Origin of the sequence: Clostridium sp. AN503 (genome assembly GCF_040719375.1) — a bacterium.
GTDB lineage: Bacteria > Bacillota > Clostridia > Lachnospirales > Lachnospiraceae > Brotaphodocola.
The window spans coordinates 1305667-1326148 of the sequence record NZ_JBFDTP010000001.1; the positions used below are offsets into that span (position 1 = coordinate 1305667).

Sequence of the window (20482 nt, forward strand, 5' to 3'; positions counted from 1 at the left end):
TTTCTTGTTTGTTAAAAAATACACAATACTGGTTTGGCGGGCAGGACACCCCTGCGCTGATAAATATAAAATGTTTGATAATTTTCTAAAAATTATAGGAATATCAGCCTTGTTTGTTAAAAAATATACAATAAAGTATTATTTAAGATAAAAACAAACAAATGTATTGACAAATAGAATGCCATATAATATAGTGTTTTTAGAAATATTTTTGTATGTTTTATCATACATATATCTGGGCCAGATAGGAAGGAGGAACAAGTGTTAGATGAAATCCTGAAAATTATGACAGAGGATTTTCAGATGGAGGGCGCCGCTGCTGACGTAGATGACCGGAATATTGTAACTCTGCGCGGCATCTGCGGTTCCTGGCAGACCCTGGTGGACGTTGGACACAGGATCGCAAAGGTCCCCGGCGTGCGCAACGTGGTCAGCGACATGGAAGTGAGAGGACTGGAGATTCCCAGAAAAGACTATGGTGAATATGTCCGAAAAGGGAGGGAGGCCGGGGTCATTGACACGGCGGATGTGGTGATCATCGGCGCAGGCGTGTCGGGCTGCGGGATCGCCAGAGAGCTGGCAAGGTATGATCTGAAGATCGTTGTTGTGGAGATGGGGGATGATGTTGCAAGCGCCGCCAGCAAGGCCAACAACGGCGATATCCATGCAGGCCATGCGGTCGCGCCCGGTACTCTGAAGGCGAAACTGAACGTGGAAGGAAACCGTATGTATACCAGGTGGGCGAAGGAGCTGAATTTCCGCCTGGAGCGGTGTGGTTCCATGCGCGTGACAACCGAAGAAAGGCTGGTTCCCGGTATACAGAAGATGTATGAAACCGCGGTCAAAAACGGGGTGGACGGAGCCAGGATGGTGAGCCACGAGGAGGCGGTTGAGCTGGACCCGAAGATCGGCGTTGAGCTGGAGCGCCTGGGCAAACGTGCCGCTGCCGCACTATGGCTTCCCTCCATGGGCGTTGTGGAGCCGTATGAGGTGGTTGTGGCGCTGGCGGAGAATGCGGCCAGGAACGGCGTTAAGTTCCTCCTCAACTGTACTGTAGGGGAGATCCTCCGGCGGGACGGGCAGGTGGAAGGCGTGGTGACGGAGCGCGGCATCATTAAGGCCAGCTATGTGATAAACTGCGCTGGTGTTTATGCAGATGAGATATCGGAGATGGCCGGGGACCGGTGCTATACGATCCATCCGAGAAAAGGGACCATAGCCATCCTGGATAAAGCATGCCCGCCGCTTTTTCGCGGAATGGGAGGCATCAGCACCCGGGAAGAGACAGTGAAAAAGAATGTGGAATCCAAGGGAGGCGGCATGTGCCTGACGCCTGAACACAATATCCTTTTGGGACCTTCTGCCACAGAGGTACCGGACAAGGAGGATGTAGATACCACACCGGAGGACTTAGCTTATGCCATGTCCAGAAACTCCAATCCATATGTGGGATATGGAGATATCATCCGCATATTTGCAGGGACCAGGCCTGCTGACTTTAAAGAGGACTTTATCATTGAAATGTCTGACAGGACCCACGGGTTTATCAATGTGGGAGCGATCCAGTCACCGGGGCTTGCGTCTGCTCCGGCGGTAGCGGAGATGACAGTGGGGATCTTGAAAGAGGACTGGGAAAAGACCCTTGGCCCGTTGGCGGAAAGACCAGGTTACGATCCGGTTGAACCTCCAAAAACAGAATTCCGCCATATGAGCCACGAAGAACAGGATGAACTGATCAGAAAAGACCCCAGGTATGGAAAGGTGATCTGCCGTTGTGAACAGATCACGGAGGGGGAGATCCTGGACGCCATCCACTCCCGGATCGTGCCTGCCAGTATCGATGCGGTCAAAAGGCGGACCAGGGCAGGTATGGGGCGGTGCCAGGGAGGCTTCTGCCAGCCGCGGGTCTTAGAGCTCCTCGCCAGAGAGCTGGGAAAGGAGTGGGTGGAGATCACCCTGAAAGGAAAAGGCAGCAATGTGCTGGTGGAAGAAAACCGCAGTGAAACGAGAGGAGGCGCCTTCAGATGAAACAATTGCAATATGACATAGCGGTAATCGGGGGCGGCCCGGCGGGTCTGGCTGCGGCGCTTAAAGCAAAAAGCCTGGGAGCCGGACGGGTGGTCATCCTGGAACGGGATATGGAACTGGGCGGGATACTCCAGCAGTGTATCCACGATGGATTTGGGATCCACCGGTTCAATGAGAGGCTTTCTGGAGCCCAGTATGCCCAGCGGTTTATTGATGAGCTGGAGGGAAGCGGGATCGATGTGAAGCTGGATACCACAGTACTGGAGCTGACAGAGGATAAGATAATCTACGCCTGCAATCCGGCGGAGGGGATGCTGAAGCTGCAGTGCGGCGCGGTGATCCTCGCTATGGGCTGCAGGGAACGGACCGCCAGCCAGGTCCTGATATACGGTTCCCGTCCTGCGGGAGTACTGACGGCTGGAGCGGCCCAGAGATATATCAATATGGAAGGATATCTGCCAGGCAAAAAAGCGGTCATCCTGGGAAGCGGTGATATCGGCCTGATCATGGCAAGACGGATGACGCTGGAGGGAATTGAGGTAGAGGGTGTATATGAAGTAATGTCCGCGCCCGGAGGCCTCACCAGAAATATTGTCCAGTGCCTGGATGATTATGGGATTCCCCTTCATCTGTCGCACACAGTGGTGAAGATCAGAGGCAATAAGCGGGTAGAATCTGTTACGGTCTGCCAGGTGGATGAAAAGCGGGAACCGGTCCGGGGTACGGAACGGGAGATCCCATGTGACCTTTTGGTGCTTGCAGTTGGGCTGATCCCTGAGAATGAACTGTCCCGCGAGGCCGGCATCCAGATGGATGCAAAGACAAAAGGCCCGGTGGTGGACAATCACTTTATGACCAGTTGTCCGGGGATCTTTGCCTGTGGAAATGTAGCTGTGGTGTTTGATCTGGTAGACTATGTTTCCCAATCTGGGGAGATAGCCGCTTCGGGAGCGGTGAAATATCTGCGCGGGGAGCTGGCGGCTGCGCCTGGTTACCGAGAGACAAAGGCGGGAGCCGGGATGAACTTTGTAGTACCACAACGGCTGCGGTCAGACTGTACCGAGGAAGAAGTTACATTTTTCATGCGGGTCAAGGCTCCAGGGAAGAATGTTTCTCTCCAGTGTATGGTAGACGGTGAAATGATAAAGAAGGAGCGTCACAACTCCGTAGCGCCTCCGGAGATGCTGGCATCAAAGGTGCGTGTGGCGGGAGCCGGCATTCCTGAGTTTCGGATTGTGGAGGGATAGCCATGGAAAACAGCACGTATACATGTATTGTCTGCCCTGTAAGCTGCACCATTGAGGTGAGCAGGGACAAAGACGGATATAAGACCAGCGGGAACCAGTGCAGGAGGGGAGAACGCTATGCCATAGCGGAGCATACTGAACCGGTGCGTATGGTGACAACCACGGTGGTGATCAAAAATGCAGCGCTGCCAAGGCTGCCGGTGATTTCTGAGCGGGAGATACCAAAGGCAAAGATGAAAGAATGTCTCCAGGTACTGTATGGGATTGAGGCGGAAGCCCCTGTAGTATGTGGGGATGTGGTCCTGGAGAATATTTGCGGTACCGGGGTCAATATCCTGGCTGCAAGGACGATGGGGAAAAAATAGTGTTTTTTTTACGGAAATAGTACGATAAAACATACAAAAAGTGCGGAGAATTTGTATGCTTTAATATACATAAATAAACAGAAAGGAGGCGTAATCTGCAAAACATACAAATGATCCTGCACTGATTGGGAACGCTTCAACCGGATGGGAGAAGCAGGCAAAAACCAGTATAGTGTAAAGGAGGAAACATGAACCAGTACATTTTAGTCATTGATGAAGGCACCACGGGAGTGCGCGCAATGCTTTATGACAAGGCGTTTCAGATTGCAGGGGAACATTATGAGAAACTGGATGTGGACTACCGGGATGGGGGGATCGTAGAAGAAGACCCGGAAGAGATCTATGAGAAATCTGTTGTGTGCTGCAGAAAAGTAGTGGAGAAAGTAGGGATAGACGCCGGCCAGATCTTGTGTGTCGGAATCACTACCCAGCGGGCTACCTGGACCCTGTGGGAGCGGGATACCGGAAGGTCCGTGAGGAATTTTGTGGTATGGCAGGACAGCCGTTCCAGGGACAGGGTGGATGCTGTGCTCCAGGATCCGAGATTTAGGGAGCTGTGCCCGGGGATGGAACCGGCAGTCCGTCCAGTCACCATACCGGTATCCCTTCCGGGAGTGCTTGAGGCAGAGCCGGAGCTGGACCGGAGAATGAAGGCGGGAGAGCTTTACTTTGGAACTGTGGATACCTGGCTGGTGTATAAAATGACGAAGGGCAGGGTATTTGCGGGGGACATCACCAATGCCAGCGTTATGCTGGGCATGGTGCCGCCAGGGGAATTCAAGTGGCCGGAGGCGCTTCTCCAGGAATATCTGGGGTATCCGATGGATGCGTTCTGTGAGATCAAGGGCTGTGCGGATGACTACGGCATGATGGATCCTGAGATCCTTGGTGTGGAGATCCCGATCGCGGGGATCATTTCTGACCAGCAGGCTTCTCTGTTTTCCCAGGGCTGTCACGAGAAGAATACGGGAAGGGCTACCAATGGGACCGGAAGCTTCTTTATGGTGAACCTGGGAGACAGGCTGCCGGAGGAGGAGAAAGGCAGAGGCAGTTCCGTGCCCAAGGTGGCGTGGAAGATCGGGGATGAGATCAATTATTCTGTGGAAGCGTACTGTTCGACGACCGGGGCGGTGCTGGAATGGATGAAAGAGAATCTGGGGTGGCTGGATGACATTTCCCGCATTGACGAGGTGTCAAACTCTGTACCGGATAACGGCGGCGTATACTTTGTGCCGGCTCTTGCGGGGCTTACGGTGCCGGTGGCGGATTATACGGCGAGGGGAGCCTATATGGGGATATCCGGCACGGCGAAGAAAGAACATTTCGTGAGGGCGACGCTGGAAGCGGTGGCTTACGCGGTGTGCGCGAGCTTTGAAAAGCTCCAGAGAGAGTTCCAGGTCAATATGCAGGAGGTGAAGATATCGGGAGGCGTGTCCAAGAGCGATCTGGTGGGCCAGGTGATGGCGGATCTTCTGGATATGAAGGTGGACCGGCCTGCGTCTGTGGAAGCTACGGCCCTGGGAGCGGCCCAGATGGCGGCGATCCAGATGGGGCTGATCACAAAGCAGGACGTGAAGAACATGGTGGAATCCCGGAAATCGTTTGAACCGGATGAGAAGGCAGCTCAATATAAGGAAAATTACAGAGTGTGGTCAAAGGCAGTGGAGCGGTCCCTGAACTGGCTGCAGTGAGAAGGGTGAGGAGGTTTACTTATGGGTAAAGAAGATGAGAGAATCAGCAAAACAGCATGGTCCATGATATCCGTGGCATGGGTAGCGGTATTGGCAGTCAATCTGGCGGTATTTGCATTGGGGATGATGCTTCCCAGCATGAGGGAGGATCTGGGGTTTGGTATTGAGGCGTCCGGCTATCTAAGCGCGGCGGGCTGGATCTTTAAAGCGGTAGCAACGATCCCGATCGCACTGTTTGTCGCCAAGATCAATCCCAGGTATGTACTGACAATGGTTTATCTGTCGGCAGGTCTGGCGCTGGTCCTCCAGGGCATGGCAAGAAATGTGGAAATGCTGATGGTGGGGCGGGCGCTGACTTCCATAGCGGCAGCCGGTATCCTGTCCCCGCTGGTGCCGATCAAGATCAGCTGGGTGCCGCAGAAACGCATTGCATATGTAAACGGCATTGAGAACTGTATCGGTCCGGTAGGGCAGGCCCTTGGAACCGTAGCGGTAACTTCCCTGATCGCCATATTCAGCGGCTGGAGAAATGTGATGATCAGCCTGGGTGTGATCATGATCGTGATCGCAATTGTGTTTGTATTCATTTATAAGGAAAAGGAAGGCCAGGAGTTTAAAAAGAGCGATGCCAAATTCTTAGAGCCGCTCAAATCAGCTCTGAAGCTGAAAGAGGTATGGCTGCTGGCTCTGGGATGGCCGGGTACCAGCCTTGTGTGGATCGCCACCTACACATTCTGGCCCACTTACGCCACCGAATCCCTGGGACTGACACTGGGAGAAGCGGGATTTGTACTGGGGTTATTCCCGATCGCTTCCGCCATAGCTTCCTTTATATCACCCAGCATCACCAATAAGATCGGCTATGATAAGCTGATGATCTGGCCGTGGGGCTTTATCCTTCCGGTGGCATATTTCGGAATGCTCCAGACTGGAAACCTGCCGATCCTCTGCCTCTGCTCCCTTGTTGCAGGATTCGGAGCCTACGCGTTTGTACCGATCGCGTTTACCACCCTGTACAAGCTGCCCAATGTACAGCCGAGGACCGTTACCCTTGGGATCAGCTGCATCCTTACGATGGTTGGAGTGGGAAGCTCCATGGGCGGGACTCTGGCGGGTATCCTGGGCGAGTCCATGGGCCTGTACAATGCCATGGCAATCTGCTGCCTGTCGCCGCTTATCTTTGGCATCCTGACGCTGTTCCTTCCTGAACGGGGCAGAAAGTATATGGAAAAAATGGAGAAGGCAGGACAATAGCCTATGGATATTGATATTTATCTGGTAAGGCATGGAGAGACAAAGAACAATAGAGAGGGCGTTCTGGTAGGCCGGAGGGATGTGGAGCTGTCTGAGGAGGGCAGGGAACAGATCAGGCAAATGACCAGTCAATACCCCTTTCCACAGCCATCTGTTGTCTACGTAAGTCCCATGAGCCGGTGCCTGGAGACAGCCGCCCTGGTGTTTCCTGACAGCTTAAAAGACCGTAGAGCGCGCGTGGAGGAACAACTGATCGAGATGGACTTTGGCTGTTATGAGGGAATGCCGGTCAGGGCATTTGCCGGCACGGATCTGTATGAGGGCTGGACAGAACAGCGGCCGGATGCAGGACTGACCGGGGGAGAGACCTTTGGCGAGGTGGAACGGAGAATGATAGCGGCATTTGACCGGATCTTGTCGGACTGCCTTTCAGAAGGGATCAAAACAGCAGGGGTCGTCAGCCATAATATGGTGATCGTCCGTCTGCTCCGCGGGCATATGACCGCCGAGATCCCCTCAGAAGCCCGTTTCTGTCCTAACGGAATGGGCTTCCACCTCCGGGTGGAGGAAGAACGGTGGAGGAAAGAACGGATGATGGAATTCGTGAGGCTTCTGCCGGAGGGAGCAGGGCGGCCTGATCCGCTGCAGTCGCCCTATATTATAGAAAAAAATGAGAAACAGGAATAAGGAGGAATCATAACATGAAGGTATCATTAGAACAGGCGCTCAATGGACTGAGGGAGATCGTGGGAGCAGAGCATGTGCTGACAGACGAACAGTCCCTGAAACTGGGGGACAGTTATAACAGGAGCTATGCAAAGGCATTTGACCTGTATCAGACCCCGCTTCCCATCGCCATAGTGAATGTGTATTCAACGGACCAGGTTTCTGCGGTGCTGTCTTACTGCAATGAGAATCTGATCCATGTGATCCCCAGGACCGGCGCGTCAGGAGGGGAGGGCCTGCTGGAGGTGATCTGTGAAGATACGATCATCCTGGACGCCTCCAACATGAATCAGATCCTGAAGATCGACCAGGACAATATGATGGTGACCTGCCAGTGCGGCGCGCCGCTCCAGGAGGTGGAGGACCAGGTGAACCGGCTTGGGCTGACCACGGGGCACAGTCCACAGTCAAGGCCCATGGCCCAGATGGGCGGGCTGGTGGCTACAAGGAGCATTGGGCAGTTCTCTACTTATTACGGGGCCATCGAAGACATGATCTGCGGGATGGAAGCTGTGACGCCGGATGGCAGGGTGATGCGGATAAGGAATGTGCCGAGGCGGTCCGCCGGCCCTGATCTAAGACATATCTTTATGGGCAGCGAGGGCGCGCTTGGATTTATCACGGAAGTTACCGTGAAGCTGTATCCCTATTATCCCGATGATATGTGGATGGGCGGTTATATCATGAAGGATATGCAGACCGGTTTTAAAGCTCTGCGCCAGATCATCGTGGAAGGCTATAAGCCGTCGGTGGTACGGCTCTATGATAAACCGGATATGGATTACAACTTCGGCAGCGTAAAACTGAAGGATGAGGAAGCGTTCATGTTCTTTGTCGCTGAGGGGCCTGCGGCGTTGACAAAGGCCACGGGAGACCGGATCCATGAGATCGCGCTCCAGTACGGCGGGGAATATGTGGGGACCAGGGCGGTAGAACACTGGATGATCCACCGCAACGACCTCTGCGACCAGTACAAGGGAACAGCCCGGGCGGAGAAATACCGGCAGACCCAGACGGTCTACTCCACAACGGAGATTTCTGCCAGTTGGACGGACATCGCAAAGATCTATGAAGATGTCATGAAAAATGTCCCGCCTCAGATCGACAACCTGGTCATGCTGGGCGGACACGTGTCTCACAGCTATATCAATGGGACGAATATTTATTTTGTATACCGCCTGAAAATGAGTTCGCCGGAAGCTGCCGACGGAGAGCACACGAAAATGGTCCATGCGATCTGTGATGAAGTGCTGAAATACGAGACCGGCGGCTGTGTCCACCATCACGGGATGGGGAAGAAGCGTGTGCCGCTGGCGTGGAAAGAACACGGAACTTCCTACCCGCTGATGATCGAGCTAAAGCAGATGCTGGACCCCAACAATATCATGAACCCGGGCGTCCTGGTCATGCTGAAGGACCTGGAAAAAGAACAGAAGGAGGCTTAAGACATGCCATATGTAGGGATACATACCTCAAAACAGTTGACCGGCGCTGATAAAGAGCGGATCAAGACCGGGCTTGGGGCGGCCATCAGCCTGATCCCCAATAAAAGGGAAGAGCTGCTGCTCGTGGAATTCCTGGACGGGAATACCATGTATATGGGCGGAAAGCAGGAGCTTCCTGCGGCCTATGTGGATGTACGGTGCTATAAAAGCGCGCCTTATGAGGATAATAAGGCATTTACAGAGCAGGTTTACCAGATCCTGGGGGAAATGCCGGGATTAGAGACTGGACAGGTATATGTGACCATTACCGAGTATGAACACTGGGGAAGCAAGGGAACCCTGAAATAAAAAGAAGGGGGATGCCGCAGATATGTGACATCCCCTTTGGAGATCAGTAAAAACGGGGCCGGGTTTTCTTGTCCAGAATGGACCTTTGGGTGACGGATATTTCCGACGGCTTCAGGTAGTAGCCTAAAAGACGGTTCATGCCGTAGTTGTTCCGGTTCCCCAAGATCACGGGCGTAGTACTGTCTGCTCTGTCGTAAAGGTCCTGTGGGACCGGGACTGCGCGGCAGGAGGAGGAAGCGTTCATCTCCGGATGATTGCGGATCAGGATGATATCGCAGCCCCCGTCCAAAAGCAGGGCGCGCTGGGTTGAATAGGGCGCGTCAATATGACGGATGTCATAGGCCCCGGTCAACTGCTGGAGCAGAACGGTCTGGTCGGTACAAAGCGGGTCCGATGCGGCCACCAGCCCGTCCCGGAGGCATCCGCCCCTGGCCTCTGAAATATAGAGGGTGTATTCCGCTGAGTAGATGGAATCAGGCAGGCTTGCGATGACTTCCAGATCCGGGTACTGGGGCATCAGCCGTTTGGCTGTGGTCCACGATACGATGGAAAAATCATAGATACCGCGGCTTAGGAGCTTGAGCCGTTTTGAGCTTCCCTGGACATAGGCGAATGCAAAAGGGACCGGGCTGTTCTCCATGGATTTACATACTCCGGAGGCAAGTCCCTGGAGCTCTAAGGAGAGGGGCAGCGGCATGGTGCCGGTGATGGTGTCGATCCCGGACATCTCGTAAAGCTTTTTCTTATCGAGGGCGGTCAGGATCGTTCCGCGCTTGCGCATCTTTTCCGTGGAAATGGAGCCGGATTCCTCTAAGATCATCATGGCGTCCTGTACCGTGCCTCTGGAAACATGGAAGGTCTCCGTGCAGTAGGCGATGGTAGGGCATTTGTCTCCGACCTCACTGGCGAGGAATTCCCGTGCCAGATAGTTGGTAAGGATGCCTGTTTTTTTATAAAACTGAGTTATCATTGGAATAACCCCCCTGAACAAAATTGTACTGTAATTCATCATAACATAGGAAATTTTAAAACACAAGATAATCGTGAGGTACCGTATGGGCGTGGGAGAGCAGCAGGAAAAAGGCAAATTTCGTATTTTAATCTGTTTTAAAGTGGTCCATGATCTGGATACCGTGCTGGAGGCGGACTGGAAGTGCGCCACAGACGGGAAGGTGGACGTTTCTTATACCAGAGTGCAGTTGGGATGCTACGATGAGGCAGCCCTGGAAAATGGCCTGAGGCTGGCGGACCAGCTCCGGCAGCTTGGGCGGGAGACAGAAGTGACGGCCTTTACGGTCGGACCGGAAGCTTCGGACGAGATCTTTAAAAATCTGTATGCGGTGAAATGTGACCGGGTCGTTTTCCGGGAATGCAGGGAGGACTTAAGCTTCTATCCGGAGAGGACCGCAATGGAAATCGCTTCATTTGCTGAGTCGGAAGGCGGTTTTGACCTGATCCTGATGGGGCAGAAGGCGTCGGTGGGAGACAGCGGCAGGGTGCCGTGGACAACGGCGGAGTATCTGGGACTGCCTGCGGTTTCGCAGGTCCGGGAGCTTTTCATCCGGGATGGCGCCGTCCTGGCGGTGTCGGAAGCGGATGGCTGGGAGCGCAGCTATCTGTGCCGAAAAGCGGTGGTCTGTGCGTTTGGAAATGCCAGATATCCATATCTCAGGGTGGCAACCCTGCGGGAAAAGCTGTCTTCGGCAAAAAAACAGGTGCAATTGTGGACGGGGCCGGGCCGGGAAGGAAAAAGGCAGGCCGAACCGGCGGAACCTGTGGGATTTTACAGGCAGGCCGAGGAGTACCGCTGTGCTGTTGTTGAGGGATCAAACACCCGTGAACGGGCAGAGCAGCTTTATAAAATCTTGAAGGAGGCGGGCATATTGTGAAGATCGCTGTGATCGCATGGGGAGAGACGGTACGGCAGCAGGCCCTGGAGGCATCCGCTGCCCTGGCTCCTTTGGACAGCCGGGAGCTGGAATTGTGGACATTCGGAGTGGGTGTGAAGGAGGAATGGTTCCGGGACCTGCCGGTCCAGAATGTTCTTATATTAAATGGCTTGGGTGATCTGTACACGGGTACAGGCCAGTATGTGGAAACGTTCCTGCATCTGATGAGAGAACGGGAAATGGAGCTGGCGGTATTTCCCGACAGTGAAAAGGGCATGGAACTGGCAGCCAGGGTATCGGCAGGCCTGGGGACGGCGGCGTCTTTTCAGGTGACTGGCCTGAGGACAGACGAGTCAGGTATATTGCTGGAAAGAAAGGTGTACAGCTGCAACCTGGAGGGGTGGTTTCGCGCTCCGAGGGGACCATTTGCCATGAGCTTTGACAAAAATGCCATGGAGGAGAGCATGCAGAGGGGCGCTCCGGATATTCTGCGGATGCAGGTCCCGGCAGAACAGAGGGAGGAGTTTTCAGGCTATGAGGAAAAAATACTTCCCGAAAGCGGCAGCCTGGAACACGCAAAGCGCCTTGTGGTTGCCGGACGAGGCGCGGCAGACAGGGATACCCTGGAGCTGCTTGGCAGGATCAGCCAGGCGCTGGATGCCTCCCTCGGAGCTACCAGACCGGCGGTTCTGGATGCCATGCTGCCCTATTCCAGTATGATCGGCATGACCGGCGTGATCGCCAGGCCGGAGCTTTGCCTGGTGTTCGGTGCGTCCGGCTCCGCTCCGTTTATGATCGGCGTGAGGGACAGCCAGGTTCTGGCGGCGGTGAACCATAACCCGGATGCAGCGATCTTTCGTTCCTGCGATCTGGCGGTGGTGGATGATGCGGGGGATTTTGCGGCGGCGTTCCTGGAAGTGGTCAGAGAGAAGGAGGGGCGGTCATGAGTGGGTTGATACATAACATGGAAGAGCGGTATGTGGGTTATCTGCAGGATGAATCCAGAATGCAGGGATCGGCGGAAAAGATCGCGTTTCCCCGGGATGTAGAGGAGATAAGGCAGGTGTTGGATCTCTGCCGGGATAACCGGATGCCGGTGACGCTGCAGGGCGCCCGCACGGGAATTGCAGGAGCGGCGGTCCCGGCGGGCGGCCTGGTACTGAACCTGTCAAAGCTTAACAGGATCACGGGAGTCAGACAGGAGGGGGAACTCTTTTTTCTGGAGGCTGAGCCTGGGGTCCTCTTAAGCGACTTAAAAGAAACGCTGGCATCGGGACGTTTTGACACGGATGGCTGGACAGATGCGTCAAAAGAGGCGCTTGCCAATATGCAGAAAAAAGGCAGTCTCCGGTTTGCCCCGGACCCAACAGAGACGACGGCGACAGTAGGCGGAATGTTTGCCAGCAATGCAAAAGGGCTTTCCGGGTATCGTTTTGGCAGGATGTCCGACCATACGGAGCAGGTTACGCTTATGCTGTCTGACAAAACCCTGTGGAGGGTCCGCAGAGGGGAGTACCGGGCAGATGATACGGGCTGCCGTCTGCCGGATGGGTCCTTGCTTCCGGTTCTTTGCCGGGCGGGGCGGGACGGGATCCAGTCGCCGGAGCGGGAAGCCGCGGCGTCCGGATATCCGCTGACCATGCAGCCGGGACAGGATCTGATGGATCTGCTCGCGGGCAGTGAAGGGATGCTGGGGATTGTGGTTTCCCTGGAGCTGAGGCTTATAGAAAGTCCGGCGGAGTGCTGGGGCATCCTGTTTTTCTTTGCGGACCAGAGGATGGCGGCGGAGTTTGCCGGACTGGCAGGGACGATACCAGGCGATGCCAGGGTCACCGCAGCAGAATTTTTCGACAGGGTCTCCCTGGATGTGGCAGAGCAGATGAAAAGCCGGATGACCAGTTTGAAAGCGATTCCCGATATTCCCAGGGACAGAGCTGCCGCGGTCTATATAGAACTGGAAGCGGACAGCGAAGAACATGCGGAGGGGTTTCTTTTGGAGCTTCTGGATCTGTTTGGAGCGTGTGGGGGAGAAGAGGCGGACACCTGGGCGGCATCGGGACTGCGGGAGATGGAAAAATTCAGGCTGTTCCGCCATGCGGTCCCTGAAGGGATCAACAACTGTGTGGACGAGATCAGAAGAATACTTCCGGGATTTGTGAAGATGGGAGCGGATTTCGGCGGGACCGGCATGGAATTGAATAAGCAGATTGAGTACTACAGCAGGGACGCTCAAAAGGCCGGCGTCCGGGCGGTGATCTTTGGACATGCATTGGAACGGCGTTTCCATGTGAATCTCCTTCCTGAAACGGAGGAGGAAAAAAAGAAGGCGGACGAGCTGATGGAACAGTGGGCAGATGCGAAAGCCGCAGAAGGCGTGAGCCTGGCGGCGGAAAACGGGATTGGGAAAGTAAAGGCGGCCCTGGTAAAGGAACGGCTTTCTGAGGGTCTTATGGAAAATATGCGGGCGGTGAAAGATCACTTTGACCGGGACAGGATACTGAACAGAGGGAATATGGGGCTGTGATATTATGGAATTGTGGACGAGAGTGTCTGCGATATAGTGAGCATATGTCAAAAAGCATTGAAAAGGAGGCGGAGCATGAAGATTGCTGTCTGTATCAAACAGGTCCCGGAGCGCGAGGACTGCGGTATGGACCCGGAACAGGGGGTGCTGGTGCGGGAAGGGTCCATGAGGCTGAACCCCTGCGACGGATATGCCCTGGAAACAGCGCTCAGGCTTGCGGGAGAATGCGGGGAGACCACGGCATTTACCATGGGGCCGCCGTCAGCAGAAGCGGTGCTGCGGGATGCCCTCGCCATGGGCGTGGAGAAGGCATATCTGGTCAGCGACAGCGCTTTTGCGGGAGCGGATGTGCTTGCAACTTCCTATACACTGGCGGAGGCGATCCGTCTGCATGGGCCTTTCGACGCGGTGGTCTGCGGAAAACAGACTACAGACGGAGATACCGCGCAGGTTGGAGCCGCCCTTGCCGCTTGGCTGGGGTGGGAATACTTAGGAGGCATAAAGGCGGTGAGCCTTCAGGAAAATGGAGCAGTGCGGGTGAGCCAGTTAAGGAGCGGCGGAGTCTGCGGGATGGAAACCACATTTCCGTTTGTCATGGCAGTGGAGCAGAATATCTTTACCCCGCGGATACCGACCCTTAAAATGCGCCTTCAGGCAGGAAAAAAGGACCTGGAGGTGATAAGCCTGAAACATATGCGGGACCGCTGCCCGGAGCATTACGGGCTGAGAGGAAGCCCCACGCGGGTTGTGAGGATCTACAGTCCGGCGCGTAAGAAGCGCGGATCAGTGACACCTATGGACGGGGCGGCGGCAGCAGATGTACTGCGGAATGTGATAAAAGAACAGTGGAAAAAAGGAGGGGCGCATGATAACATTACCGGTTGAGATTGACAGCGGGCGCTGTACTGGCTGTGGGGAATGCGTCCGGGCCTGCCCGTTTGGAGCGCTTAAAATGCAGGACGGCGTCCCGGTCGTCCTTGACGGCTGCAGAGCGTGCGGAGCCTGTGAAAAAATATGCCCCGCATCTGCGGTCCGGCTTTTGGATATGGCACTGGTATCGGACGGGGAAGCAGACAAGGCAAGCGGGGCAGATGAGGATGGGGGCTGGAGCGGGATCCTGGTCTATCTTCAGACGGATGAGGACGGCAGGCTGCTCCCTGTGGCATATGAACTGGCATCTAAGGCGTCGGAGCTGGCGGGCAAAAAGGGGGAGGAGGTCTGGGGGCTGGCCGCCGCCGCAGGAATGCGGGATGATTACAGGAAGATTCCCGGGATCGGCAAATTGTTTGTGGCTTTGGGGGCGCAGTACAGCCAGTTTTCATACCGTATTTTTTCGGAGCTCATGATCCGGTGCATTTTGCGGTGCAGGCCGTCGGTGGTCCTGTTCGGCGCGACCCCGGAGGGCCGGAGCATCGCTCCTGCGGCGGCAGTATATTTCAGGACAGGACTGACGGCGGACTGTACAGAGCTTCGTATGGATGAGGATGGAAACCTGATCCAGATCAGGCCCGCTTTCGGGGGAAATGTGATGGCGGAGATCCTCACACCCCGGGCGCGGCCCCAGATGGCGACGGTAAGGCCGGGGGTCATGGCCGGGGATCATCCGGCGCTGGAGGAGCGGTATCCTGTGGAGATCCTGGAGAATCTACCCTGTGAAAGGCCGGTGAGCCGGACTGTGGAGAGGACGCCGGCAGGGAAAGGCGGTATGGCGGACGCGGAGTTCATTGTGGCAGCGGGAGGCGGCATTGCGGACCGGAAGGATATAGACAGGCTCCGGCGGTGGGCAGAGAAGAACGGGGCGGCGTTTGGGTGCAGCCGAAAACTGGTGGAGCGGGGATGGATGACGGGAGAGTGCCAGATCGGACTCAGCGGGAACAGCGTGGCCCCCAAACTTCTGATAACCTTCGGAGTGTCCGGTTCCGTTCAGTTTTTGGCGGGAATCCGGCGGGCGGAATATGTGGTGGCGGTTGACTGCTGTGAGGACGCCCCGATTTTTGGAAGGGCCAACAAGGGGATTCTGGCAGATCTCTATGATGTGCTTACTGAGCTGGAAAAGCCTGGTTCCGAAAAGTGCTGTGAATAGCGGAAAAGTCCTGTTGTGGCAGCACGGTGCAAATTAGTATAATGAGATCAGATAAGGAGCGCGCGGTCCTTACAAATGGATGAACTGATTATACTAAAGGAGCAGGTATTATGATCAAGAAAATGTGGGGGATTTCCCTGGCGGGAGTATTAGCTATGGGGCTTACGGCATGCAGCGGCAGCCAGGAAGCAGCAGATACACAGCCGTCCCAAACGGCGGTGGAGACAACAAAAGAGACAGAAACAGAGACACAGGCAGAGACAAAAGCCCAGGAGGAAACCGGTGACGGCGGCATGACTTGGGATATGGCAGAGGAGATACTGACCCATATCAGTGACCCGGAGTTCCCGGATCTTACAGTAAGCGTGTTAGATTACGGCGCGACTGCGGATGACGGAAAGCTGGATACGGAAGCGATCCAGAAAGCCATTGACGAGGTGTCTAAAAAGGGCGGCGGCAAGGTCGTGATTCCAAAAGGAGTCTACGACACAGGGGCAATCACTTTAAAGGACAATGTAAACCTGTGCCTGGAGGACAAGGAGACGAAGCTCCAGTTCACCCAGGAGATCAACCATGACAATTACCCGCTGGTCTATTCCCACTGGGAAGGACAGCCCATGTACAATTACAGCGCATTTATCTACGCAAAGGACGCTGTCAATATCGCCCTGACCGGCGAGGGGACCTTAGACGGACAGGCCGGGGACGGCACTCCCTGGTGCTGGATGTCCAGGGACTATATGACGGATTATCAGGATGAGGACCGCACGGCCCTTATTAATATGAACAACAACCGCGTGCCCATAGAAGAGCGTGTCTTTGGCGAGGGACATTTTTTGCGTCCCAATTTCATCCAGGTGATCGGATGTGAAAATGTGCTGGTGGAAGGTGTCACACTGCTGCGCTCCCCCATGTGGGAGGTCAACCCGGTGCTCTGTACCAATGTGACCGTAAGAGGCATCCATATCAGCACCAAGGCTGCCAACAACGACGGTATCGATCCGGAGAGCAGCAATTATGTGCTGATCGAGGATAACTACTTCGATACCGGGGATGACTGTATCGCCATCAAATCCGGACGGAATGCAGACGGGCGTGCAACCAACACCCCTTCCCAGAATATCATTATCCGCAACAATATATTTGCGGACGGCCATGGCGGCATAACCATCGGCAGTGAGGTCAGCGGCGGCGTGAACAATGTATTTGCGGACAACAACCAGTTCAACAGCCCCAATCTTAAGTATGCGCTCCGGTTCAAGACCAATGCGGTGCGCGGCGGCGTCATTGAGAATATTTACTTAAGGAATACCACCATCCAGTCCGTTTCCGACGCAGTGGTCCATGCGACCATGCTGTATGAGGAAGGCAGGCATGGGGACTATATGCCTCAGTTCAAGAACATAACCATTGAAAACTTAAAGAGCACCGGCGGGGACTTCGGCATTTTCGTGGAAGCCTTTGAGGATGTGCCTGTAACCGGCCTGGTCATGCGCAATGTGGAATTAAATGAAGTGGAGAATCCTCTGCGTGCGGTAAACTGGGAAGATCCGGTCCTCGAAAATGTCGTGATCAACGGCATGAAATATCCGGCGCCCTCCGACACAAGGATGGACGGCATCCCGTCGGCAGGCAGCGTGGTAAAGGCAGACGCGATCCTCCTCGGCGGAGATCCGGCCAGCCTTGATTATACCTGGCAGGTGGCGGACGAGAAGGACGGGACCTATGAAACGACAGGCCAGGGCCAGGAGTGGACTGTGCCGGATGGTCTGGAAGGGAAATATCTGAAGGTAACGGCCTCTGATGAAAATGGAAACCAGAACACCAGCATTGCCTATACCATTCTTTCGAATGGGCCGGTATGCGGAGTGGAGGCAGGGGACGCGCTCGGCGACAGTGTGAGAAGGCTGGCGGCCAAAGGGCTTTTGGACCCCTCGGAAACGGTGGACCTGGAAAAAGAAGTGACCCGGTATGATGTTGCCAAAATGCTGGCTGGTATGTGGAACTTGACACAGCCAAAGGGAGATGTGGAGTTAAAAGACCTGACGGCTCAGGATGAGCAGTATAACATAGCCGCCGCCGTGATCGAAAAGGGCATGATGGATCTGAAGGACGGGGCTTTTGCACCGGAAGATCCGGTCACCAGGCAGGAGCTGGCCGACATTGCCATCAAGAGCTGCGGCGCGCCTTATGATGAGACCACGTTCTGGGCAACGCCAACCTATGATGACCTGGACGAGATCGATGTGTATTACCACACCAATGTGGCAACTTGTGATGATTTCGGATTCATGAAGGCAGCCGGGGGTAATACCTTTGCACCGAAAAAGAATGCGGACTTCGCCATTGTCATTGAGGTGCTGGATAAAGTGGCGGTGTACGCCAGAAGATAACAGATTCTGTTGAAATGGGACCGCCGGAAATCCTTACCTGGATACTCCGGCGGCTTTTCCGCTTGAACTACCGCATTTTAAAGCGGCGGCGCAGGGGACTGGGAAGTTCAAGCTTTTCCCGTATTGACGGGAGTCCGGAGAGTGAATACAATAGAAATCAATTAACATAAATGGAAAAGGGATCGGGCTTATGATGAGAAACAGGACAGGGCTTTTGGCTGCGGCGGCTATGGCATTGCTGCTTTCCGCCTGTGGGGCAGGCAATGCGGATGAGGCTGCGGACCGTGCGGGGACCCAGGGCGAAGTTGGTTCCGGGATATTTTCGGAGGGAAATACCGAGCGCTATAGCGGGGATACCCAGGATGTTGGGGAGACGGCGAGTGGAAGTCTTACCGTGTCCGGCAGCCGGCAGCCGGGAACGCCTCTAAGCTGGGAGACGGCAGAAGCCATATTGGAGAAGATCCACGACCCGGTATTCCCGGATCTCAAGGTAGACGTGACGGATTATGGCGCTGTCCCGGATGACGGAGGTTTGGATACAAAGGCGATCCAGGCGGCGATAGACCAGGTCAGCTCCCAAGGGGGTGGCATGGTGGTGGTGCCGGAGGGAGTCTTTGATACAGGGGCCATTGTGCTGAAGGAAAATGTCAACCTGCACCTGGAATCAGAGAACACGGTCCTTTGCTTTACCCGGGAGATCATCCCCGAGAATTATCCGCTGGTACTGTCATATTATGAAGGCTCCCCCTGCTACAACTGGAGCCCGTTGATCTATGCCTATGAGCAGGACAATATAGCCGTGACCGGCAAAGGGCGCCTGGATGGGCAGGCGGATCAGGATACCTGGTGGAGCTGGTATGGGGATACCTATATCGGCCAGGATTATACAAGGCCCTCCTCCTCTGACGTGGGGATCCTGCGCCGCATGACAGACGATGGCGTGGAAGTCAGGAAACGGGTCTTTGGCGAGGGGCATTTCCTGCGTCCCAATTTTATTCAGGTGATTGGCTGTGATAATGTGCTGGTAGAGGGGATCACCATTAAAAATTCTCCTATGTGGGGGGTAAATCCCGTCCTGTGCACCAATGTAACGGTGCGGGGTATCGAAGTCATTGGAAAATTCAATAATAATGATGGCTGTAACCCGGAAAACTGCAGTTATGTGCTGATCGAGGACTGCAGGTTCTTTGTGGGAGGCGACGGAGTAGCCGTTAAATCTGGGCGCAACCGGGATGGCTGGGAGCTTAAGGAGATGGGACGGCCCGCAGAGAACATGGTGATCCGTGGAAATGAGTTTGCCGAAGGCGCCAGCGGGATCGCGTTTGGCAGCGAGATGAGCGGGGATATCCGGGAGATCTATGCGGACGACAACCGGTTTGGGACCCAGTCCCTGGACTATGCCGTCCGTTTCAAATCCAATGCAGCCAGGGGAGGCGTGGTGGAGCGGGTTTATATCCGCGGTTCCCGGGCTTCCAATATCCGGTATGTGCCTATTCACGCCACCATGCTTTACGATGAAGGCTGGCTGGGAAGCTACCTGCCGGAGTACCGGGATATCAGGATTGAGGATTTTACAGCCAGCGGCGGCGTCTATGGTATTTTCATGGAGAGCTTTGACCAGGCCCCCATTACCGGATTAGAGCTGGTGGATGTGGATATCCGGGATGTGGATCATGAGGTCAGGATCCGGAACTGGAAGGAACCGGTCCTTGAGCGGGTGAGCATCAATGGACATACATACCCGCGCCCGGTGGATATCAGGGCCGAGGGAAGCTTTATGGCAGGAGAAACCGTCCGTGCCGCAGGAGAACTGCCGGGCGGGGACATAGACGGGCTGACTTATGAATGGAGCCTTATGGCGGAGCTGGGAGCCGGAGCTGTCCGGTCAGAGTCAGAATCCGCTGTTTGTGCAGGCAGGAGCAGCCTGCTCAGGATCACGGATGATATGGAAGGAAAGTATCTGGTGCTGACAGCCAGGGATCCTGTGGGAAACGAGGCGTCCAGCATGGCGTACCGGATCCTGACAAAGGACGAAACGGGGCGTTTTGGGGATAAAGCTGTTCAAGCGGCATTATCCAGGGGATATGTGGACGACGGCTGGCTGTCGCTGGATAAATCGGTCACAAAGAAGGAGTGCAAAAGAATCCTGACCGGTTTCTGGGGGCGGGAGGCCGGGAAGATCCTTCAGATCCTTGAGGAGCAGGGAATCCGGATGGATACGGAGGAAATGGTTGCCAGGGATGAGATGGGGCGGATCGCCCTTCTGGCCTGTGGGATCCCATACGAAGAACTGATGATCGTGCGTCCTGATTATAAGGATGCGGGGGATATCCGGCCGGACTGCCGTTCCAGCGTGGGGGTCAGCTCCTATCTGGGCTTTGTGAGAGCAAAGGACGGAGAATACTACCGGCCGGAAGACCTGCTCACACAGCAGGAGCTGATCGAATGTGTGATGGCCATCTCTGAATTTAACCGCAGATAAGAGCGAT

General features: G+C 55.0%; 16 protein-coding genes. 15 read left to right on the top strand and 1 reads right to left on the bottom strand.

The features are described 5' to 3' along the window. The first annotated feature begins 261 nt into the window (after positions 1-261). The 8 genes from AB1I67_RS05930 to AB1I67_RS05965 all read left to right on the top strand — a co-directional run bounded on the left by AB1I67_RS05930 (position 262) and on the right by AB1I67_RS05965 (position 9104). Entirely contained in the window at positions 262-2028 is a 1767-nt protein-coding gene (locus AB1I67_RS05930) for an NAD(P)/FAD-dependent oxidoreductase (RefSeq protein WP_367028881.1), read from the top strand. Beyond that, positions 2025-3275 (top strand): FAD-dependent oxidoreductase, encoded by a 1251-nt coding sequence (locus AB1I67_RS05935; RefSeq protein WP_367028882.1) that lies wholly within the window; start codon positions 2025-2027, stop codon positions 3273-3275. Before AB1I67_RS05930 ends, AB1I67_RS05935 begins: the two co-directional genes overlap by 4 nt. Positions 3276-3277: 2 nt before the next feature. Further along, positions 3278-3640 (top strand): DUF1667 domain-containing protein, encoded by a 363-nt coding sequence (locus AB1I67_RS05940; protein WP_367028883.1) that lies wholly within the window; start codon positions 3278-3280, stop codon positions 3638-3640. A 188-nt stretch (positions 3641-3828) separates the two neighbouring features. Further along, positions 3829-5331, top strand: a complete 1503-nt coding sequence (locus AB1I67_RS05945) for an FGGY family carbohydrate kinase (protein ID WP_367028884.1) — start codon at positions 3829-3831, stop codon at positions 5329-5331. A gap of 21 nt (positions 5332-5352) precedes the next feature. After that, the gene (locus tag AB1I67_RS05950; protein WP_367028885.1) at positions 5353-6585 is read left to right on the top strand and encodes an MFS transporter; all 1233 of its coding nucleotides are present in this window, start codon (positions 5353-5355) and stop codon (positions 6583-6585) included. Positions 6586-6588: 3 nt separating this feature from the next. Continuing rightward, positions 6589-7272: a histidine phosphatase family protein gene (locus AB1I67_RS05955; protein WP_367028886.1), complete on the top strand. Its 684-nt coding sequence runs from the start codon at positions 6589-6591 to the stop codon at positions 7270-7272. Between the two features lie 14 nt (positions 7273-7286). Next, positions 7287-8756 (top strand): FAD-binding oxidoreductase, encoded by a 1470-nt coding sequence (locus AB1I67_RS05960; protein ID WP_367028887.1) that lies wholly within the window; start codon positions 7287-7289, stop codon positions 8754-8756. 3 nt (positions 8757-8759) lie between these two features. Further along, positions 8760-9104 carry a hypothetical protein gene (locus AB1I67_RS05965; protein ID WP_367028888.1) on the top strand — a complete coding sequence of 115 codons (345 nt, stop codon included), beginning with the start codon at positions 8760-8762 and terminating at the stop codon, positions 9102-9104. 43 nt (positions 9105-9147) lie between these two features. On the opposite strand, the gene AB1I67_RS05970 is transcribed toward AB1I67_RS05965, so the two are convergent. Next, entirely contained in the window at positions 9148-10074 is a 927-nt protein-coding gene (locus AB1I67_RS05970; RefSeq protein ID WP_367028889.1) for a YhfZ family protein, read from the bottom strand. A gap of 85 nt (positions 10075-10159) precedes the next feature. On the opposite strand from AB1I67_RS05970, the gene AB1I67_RS05975 reads away from it, so the two are divergent. The 7 genes from AB1I67_RS05975 to AB1I67_RS06005 all read left to right on the top strand — a co-directional run bounded on the left by AB1I67_RS05975 (position 10160) and on the right by AB1I67_RS06005 (position 20475). Beyond that, on the top strand, positions 10160-10993 hold the full coding sequence (locus AB1I67_RS05975; protein ID WP_367028890.1) for a hypothetical protein: 834 nt from the start codon (positions 10160-10162) through the stop codon (positions 10991-10993). Further along, entirely contained in the window at positions 10990-11940 is a 951-nt protein-coding gene (locus AB1I67_RS05980) for an FAD-binding protein (RefSeq protein WP_367028891.1), read from the top strand. Before AB1I67_RS05975 ends, AB1I67_RS05980 begins: the two co-directional genes overlap by 4 nt. Then, positions 11937-13517, top strand: coding sequence for an FAD-binding oxidoreductase (locus AB1I67_RS05985; protein WP_367028892.1), 1581 nt, complete (start codon positions 11937-11939; stop codon positions 13515-13517). Before AB1I67_RS05980 ends, AB1I67_RS05985 begins: the two co-directional genes overlap by 4 nt. Positions 13518-13592: 75 nt before the next feature. Then, positions 13593-14402, top strand: a complete 810-nt coding sequence (locus tag AB1I67_RS05990) for an electron transfer flavoprotein subunit beta/FixA family protein (RefSeq protein WP_367028893.1) — start codon at positions 13593-13595, stop codon at positions 14400-14402. Further along, on the top strand, positions 14383-15600 hold the full coding sequence (locus AB1I67_RS05995; protein WP_367028894.1) for an electron transfer flavoprotein subunit alpha: 1218 nt from the start codon (positions 14383-14385) through the stop codon (positions 15598-15600). The genes AB1I67_RS05990 and AB1I67_RS05995 overlap by 20 nt, the downstream gene beginning before the upstream one ends. Before the next feature lie 110 nt (positions 15601-15710). After that, the gene (locus AB1I67_RS06000) at positions 15711-17993 is read left to right on the top strand and encodes a glycoside hydrolase family 28 protein (protein ID WP_367028895.1); all 2283 of its coding nucleotides are present in this window, start codon (positions 15711-15713) and stop codon (positions 17991-17993) included. Between the two features lie 190 nt (positions 17994-18183). Beyond that, positions 18184-20475, top strand: a complete 2292-nt coding sequence (locus AB1I67_RS06005; protein ID WP_367028896.1) for a glycoside hydrolase family 28 protein — start codon at positions 18184-18186, stop codon at positions 20473-20475. Positions 20476-20482 lie beyond the last annotated feature (7 nt).